Source organism: Nocardia aobensis NBRC 100429, assembly GCF_000308375.1.
Classification (GTDB): domain Bacteria; phylum Actinomycetota; class Actinomycetes; order Mycobacteriales; family Mycobacteriaceae; genus Nocardia; species Nocardia aobensis.
This window is the reverse complement of sequence record NZ_BAFQ01000143.1, coordinates 1-5455: the sequence shown is the minus strand read 5'-3', so window position 1 is coordinate 5455 and position 5455 is coordinate 1. Positions and strand designations below refer to the sequence as shown.

Sequence of the window (5455 nt, the reverse complement as noted above, 5' to 3'; positions counted from 1 at the left end):
CGGCGAGGCAGCGTTGCAGCACCCGCATCTGGATCGCCGCGATCGTCATGCCCTGGCCGTAGACGGGACTGAAACTGCACAGACCGTCGCCGACCGCGAGCAGGCCGGACGGGAACCGGTCGAGCCGTTCGTACCGTCGGCGCAGGTTGGCCTTGTAGCGGAAGGTGGCGATATCGGTGAGCAGTTCGCCGCGCCGTAACGCCGCGCGCACGTCCGGCGGAACGAGGGCCGCCGCGAAGTCCAGGAAGCCGGCCGGATCCTCGGGTGGCTGTTCGCCGGCGTGCCCGATCAGGGTGAGCACGTAGCGATTGCGCCCCTCCACCGCGAACAGCGCCAGGGCCCGCGGCGGGAGTTCCCGCACGCCGATGGTCAGCGATTTGTCGGTCCCCAGCGCACCCGGCTCGAGTTCGACGAACGCGCTGCGGTAGACGATATCGATGGTGGTGCCCTCTTCCGGTGGTCGCGGATAGCCGAGGGCACTCAGCCAGGCCGGGACGACCCCGCCGCGCCCGGTCGCGGCGACCACGACGTCAGCGGTGAGGTCTTCCCGCCCGCCCGCCTCGTGCACGGTGACGCCGGTGACGCGCGTCGCGGACGGATTCGTGATGACACCGGACACCTGGGACCGATCACGCACCGTCACATTCGGAATCGACAGGATACGTTGCCGCACATGGTGTTCCACATGCGGACGGCTGGCCTGGAGACCGCGATAGCCGGTGGAGACCTGCGCGAGTGTGCGCCCGGCCATCTGAAAGGTGACCTCCCCCAGCACATCGCAGTCGACCGCCCCGGCGGCGCGCAGCTGCGCCTCGAATCCCGGAAAGAACTCCTCGAGCAGGTCCTTTCCGCGCGGCAGCAGCCCGTGCACATGCCGGCCCTGCGGGACGCCCCGGCGCGCCTGCGAACCGTCGGGCAGCGCATCGCGCTCGATCACGGTCACGCGGTCGTAGTGGTCGCTGAGCACGCGGGCCGCCAGCAGACCGCCCATTCCGGCCCCCACGACCACCGCATGTTCGCCGATTCTCGCCATCGAGCCACCTTCATCGCACCACTGAGACTGTGGTACAAATTAGTCTCAGAAGTACGAGGAAACAACCACCATTCCCGCCTTCACCGGCAGAGCAGGCAGAATGAGGCGGTGACCAGGTCCGCGACCGAACTGATGGATGCCGCACTGCAACTCGTGGCGGAATCCGGCCTGACCGACCTGACCCTGACCGACGTGGCGCGGCGCGCGGGCGTATCGCGCGCGACCACCTACCGGGAGTTCGGCGACAAGGACGGACTGGTGGCCGCCCTCGTCCGGCGCGAGATCGGCACCATGATCGCCGCCGCGTACCAGGTGGTCGACATGACGGCACCGACACCGGAATTGGCCCGCACGGCAACACTTTTCGCACTGCGCTACCTGCGGGCCCACGAGGCGTTCCGATACATCCGCGGTCATGAACCGCAGTGGCTGTTGAACGCGGCGGTCACCCGTATGGAGTCCGAGCGCACTCTCGTCGAAACCGTGGCCGCGCTACTGACCCCACTTCTGTCGCTGCAACGCGCCGGCGATCTGATCGTGACACCGGAACAAGCCGCCGAGATCATCGTGCGGACCGTGTTGTCGCACATACTCGTCGAACGCAGCACCCTGAGCGACGACGAGATCGCGGAGATGGTCGTGCGGGCGACATCGGCCTGAGAACACGCTCGGACTGAGACGGATTATGTACCGAGTATCACCGCCGTACGCCATGGGCAGGGCGCCGCCGAAACTTCCCACGGCGCCGACCACGGCGGCATCTCGCCCGAGCCGGTTCCGCCGCTCATCGACCGACCAAGGCGACAATCACAGGTGATCCAGCACACAGCCCATTTAGGTTGTGCACAACTTTATTGCGTCCTACATTTATCTACATGACCGATCCGCTGGCATTGGACCAGCAGCTGTGCTTCCAGCTGTACGCCGCCTCCCGCGCGGTGACGGCCCGCTATCGGCCGCAGCTGGACGCACTGGGGCTGACCTATCCGCAGTATCTGGTCATGCTGGCGCTGTGGGAGCGCGACGGGCGCGGCGTCGGCGATCTCTGCTCCGCCCTCGCCCTGGATTCCGGCACACTCTCACCGCTGTTGAAACGCCTGGAGGCCGCCGGGTTCGTCGAACGCCGGCGTGCCGCGGACGACGAACGGCGGGTCGAGATCCGGCTCACCGAACGCGGGGACGCACTGCGAGAACGCGCCTGCGACATTCCGGCGCGCATGGCCACCGCATTCGGCGGCGGACTGTCCCTGGACGAGTTGGTGACCTTGCGCGAAACACTGGCCCGGCTGACTGCCGCGCTGGATACCGAACCGGATGCCGAAGGCGCATCCACCGAGAGAAAGCGATGACCGATATGGCAATCCTCTACACCGCCGAGGCACTGGCCACCGGAGACGGCCGCAACGGCCACGCCCGCACCACCGACGGCAAGATCGACGTCGACCTCGCGACGCCGCCGGAAATGGGCGGCAGCGGTGCGGGCACCAACCCGGAGCAGTTGTTCGCCGCCGGGTATGCCGCATGCTTCCACTCCGCGCTGCGTCTCGTAGGCAAGCAGGAGAAGGTCGACGTCAGCGATTCCGCGGTCGGCGCGAAGGTCGGCATCGGCCCGAACGACGCGGGCGGCTTCGGTCTCGAGGTGACCCTGGAGGTGTCACTGCCGCACCTGTCTCGCGACGAGGCTCAGGCGCTGGCCGACAAGGCACACCAGGTGTGCCCGTACTCGAATGCGACGCGTGGCAACATCGACGTCCACGTGATCGTCGCCGAGGACTGAGTCAGCCGCGCTGCCACCAGCGCTTCGCCGGCGCCGGGTCGGTGTGCCCGCCACACCACCGGTCGGCCGGAACCGTCGCGCGCACCTCGTCGATGTGGGCGCCGCAGCCGGACCAGGTGGTCTTGCCGCAGGTCGTACAGGTGGTCGGGACGCACATGACATCTCCTCGTGGTCGGGGCGTCGTGGTGCGCCGTCAGCGGCGCACCACCATGATGGGACATTCGACCGAACCGATCAGCGCCACACTGGTCGAGCCGAGCAGCATTCCGGCGAATCCGCCCCGGCCGCGGCTGCCCACGACCACCAGTTGCGCCGAATCCGATTGCTCCAGTAGCGATTTCGCGGGATTGTCGCGCACCACCTGCAGAGTGACCGGCAGTTCGGGATACCGTTCGCGCCACGGCGCGAGCCGCTCGGCGAGCATGGCGTGTTCGGCGCGGACGATCGTATCCCAGCCGAACATCGAGATGTCGAGACCGGTGGTGTCGCTCCACGAATGCAGCGCCACCAGCTCCACACCACGCCGGTGCGCCTCGGCGAAGGCCGCGTCGACGGCGGGATCGCTGTTCTCGGTGCCGTCGACACCCACCAGCACCGGACGCCGCGCCGCGACCGGGTCGGTGGCCGAATGGGATTTGACGATCACCACCGGACATTTCGCATGATGGACCAGCGCCGAGCTGACCGACCCCAGCAGCCCGCGCTGCAACGCACCGCGCCCGCGACTGCCCGCGACCAGTGCGCCGGCGGTCTCCGATCGCACCAGCATGTCGCCGATGATCAGTTCCAGTCCCAGTTCGGCGTCGATATCGATATCCGGCCCGCCGATGTCTCGAGCCACCTCCGTCGCGCGCGTGAGGATCTGCTCACCGTCGGTGCGCAACCAATCCGGCTGTGCCGTACCGGCGGCCAGGCCGGGACCGAAACTCGCCGGAATCGCGATCGAATGCACGATCTGCAGCGGTGCTCCGCTCAGTGCCGCGTCGCGAGCCGCCCATGCCGCCGCCTGCAGCGAGGTCGGCGAGCCGTCCACGGCGACAACGATCGGCCCCTTCACGGTCTCCGGCTGCCCGGCGGGTACGGACTTCTCGGTCACGGATTCATCGGCGGTCACGGACATCCTCCTCGATCGACTGGGCGGGGTACGAAAGCCGGTCCGGCCCGACAGCCGCCACCGGGCGAAACTCGGGAGCACTGCACCTGACGGAACAGCTCGATCGTAGCCGGAAGGCGGGGATCCCCCGGAAACAAACCGAGTAAACTGGTCTGACCACTTGACCTCTGACCATGGCGGGATTACCGTACCGATCATGGCCTTTCAGCGGATCGACCGGCAGACGGTCCCCGACGCGGTATTCGACCAGCTCGTGACCGAGGTCCTCGACGGAGAACTTCCCGCGGGCGCCACCCTTCCGGCCGAACGGCAGCTCGCCGAGGCACTCGGAGTGTCGCGGCCGACTGTGCGCGAGGCACTGCGCAAGCTGGCGCACACCGGGCTCATCGACGTGCGCCAGGGCGGGGCGACCACGGTGCGCGACTTCCGTCGTGCGGCCGGTTTGGATCTGCTGCCCCGGCTCATCGTGCGCAACGGCGAGTTCGACCACACCGTGGTCGCGAGCATCCTGCAGGCGCGGCTGGTCCTGGGCCGGGAGGTCGCCGCCCTGGCCGCCGAGCACGGCGGCGCGCAACTGCACGCCGAACTCGGCGACTGCCTGGAATCGCTTGCCGCACAGCAGGAGCCGGTCGCACAGCAACTCGAGGCGCTGAAATTCTGGGACCACATCGTCGACGGCACCGGATCGATCGTGTTCCGGCTGTTGTTCAACACGCTGCGTGAGGTCTACGAGCCCGCGATTGTCGCGCTGGCGGGTGTAATGGCCCCCGAGGTCGGCAGTATCGACCACTACCGCCGGCTCACCGCGGCCGTCGCCGGCGGCGACCCCGCCGCTGCCCGCACCGCCGCGGACACGCTGTTGCGCGTCGCCGCAACACAATTCGACACCGTGATACGCACGATGGAAGGTGCGGACGATGACCGCTGAGACCCGCTCCCCCCGCCGGACCACGACGCTGCCCGACGCCTTCGGCGTCTTCGTGCGCCGCCCCTCGCCGTGGATCATCGCCACGCTGCTGGCGGGCGCGCTCGCCGCCCGGATCGCGGTGGGCGACTGGCAGCTCACCGACGCCCTGGTCGCCGGGGTGATGCTGGCGTTCTTCCCGGTGACGGAGTGGATGATCCACGTGTGCATCCTGCATTGGCGTCCCCGCCGGATCGGCCGGCTCACCCTCGATTCACTGCTCGCGCGTAAACATCGCGAACACCATGCCGATCCGCGCCGGGTGGACCTGATCTTCATCCCGTGGCAGACCTTCCTCTGGCTCTTCCCGGCTCTCGTTCTCGTTGCGGTGCTGGCGTTTCCGCGCATCGGACTGGGAGCGACCTTCCTGACCGTGGTCGGCGTGCTGGGTCTGGCCTACGAGTGGACCCACTATCTGATCCACACCGACTATCAGCCGCGCACCCGCCTCTACACCGCGGTCCGGCGCAACCACCGGCTGCATCACTTCAAGAACGAGCACTACTGGTTCACCGTCACCAGCTCCGGCACCGCCGACCGGCTGCTCGGCACCTATCCGGATCCGGC

General features: G+C 68.1%; 8 protein-coding genes. 5 read left to right on the top strand and 3 right to left on the bottom strand.

The genetic code is table 11. From position 1 onward, the window contains the following. Window positions 1–1033: FAD-dependent oxidoreductase (locus RJ03_RS18660; protein WP_036504200.1), on the bottom strand; the 1033-nt coding region annotated here is incomplete at its 3' end. Between the two features lie 108 nt (window positions 1034–1141). On the opposite strand from RJ03_RS18660, the gene RJ03_RS18655 reads away from it, so the two are divergent. The 3 genes from RJ03_RS18655 to RJ03_RS18645 all read left to right on the top strand — a co-directional run bounded on the left by RJ03_RS18655 (window position 1142) and on the right by RJ03_RS18645 (window position 2810). After that, entirely contained in the window at window positions 1142–1693 is a 552-nt protein-coding gene (locus tag RJ03_RS18655; RefSeq protein WP_232329337.1) for a TetR/AcrR family transcriptional regulator, read from the top strand. A gap of 215 nt (window positions 1694–1908) precedes the next feature. After that, complete coding sequence (locus RJ03_RS18650) at window positions 1909–2382, top strand: MarR family winged helix-turn-helix transcriptional regulator (RefSeq protein ID WP_036504195.1); 474 nt, start codon at window positions 1909–1911, stop codon at window positions 2380–2382. 5 nt (window positions 2383–2387) lie between these two features. Continuing rightward, entirely contained in the window at window positions 2388–2810 is a 423-nt protein-coding gene (locus tag RJ03_RS18645; RefSeq protein ID WP_036504197.1) for an organic hydroperoxide resistance protein, read from the top strand. A gap of 1 nt (window position 2811) precedes the next feature. Here the strand turns inward: RJ03_RS18645 and RJ03_RS37785 are convergent, their stop codons facing one another. Together RJ03_RS37785 and RJ03_RS18640 are read right to left on the bottom strand one after the other, a co-directional pair. Beyond that, complete coding sequence (locus RJ03_RS37785) at window positions 2812–2967, bottom strand: DUF8730 family Cys-rich protein (protein WP_167331982.1); 156 nt, start codon at window positions 2965–2967, stop codon at window positions 2812–2814. A 36-nt stretch (window positions 2968–3003) separates the two neighbouring features. Further along, complete coding sequence (locus RJ03_RS18640) at window positions 3004–3924, bottom strand: universal stress protein (RefSeq protein WP_245552321.1); 921 nt, start codon at window positions 3922–3924, stop codon at window positions 3004–3006. 196 nt (window positions 3925–4120) lie between these two features. Between RJ03_RS18640 and RJ03_RS18635 the strand changes: the two genes are divergently transcribed. Beyond that, a complete protein-coding gene (locus RJ03_RS18635; protein ID WP_036504192.1) occupies window positions 4121–4852 on the top strand; it encodes a FadR/GntR family transcriptional regulator in 732 nt (243 codons plus the stop codon). After that, a partial coding sequence (locus tag RJ03_RS18630) for a sterol desaturase family protein (protein ID WP_036504190.1) occupies window positions 4842–5455 on the top strand: 614 nt, incomplete at its 3' end. The genes RJ03_RS18635 and RJ03_RS18630, both read left to right, overlap by 11 nt.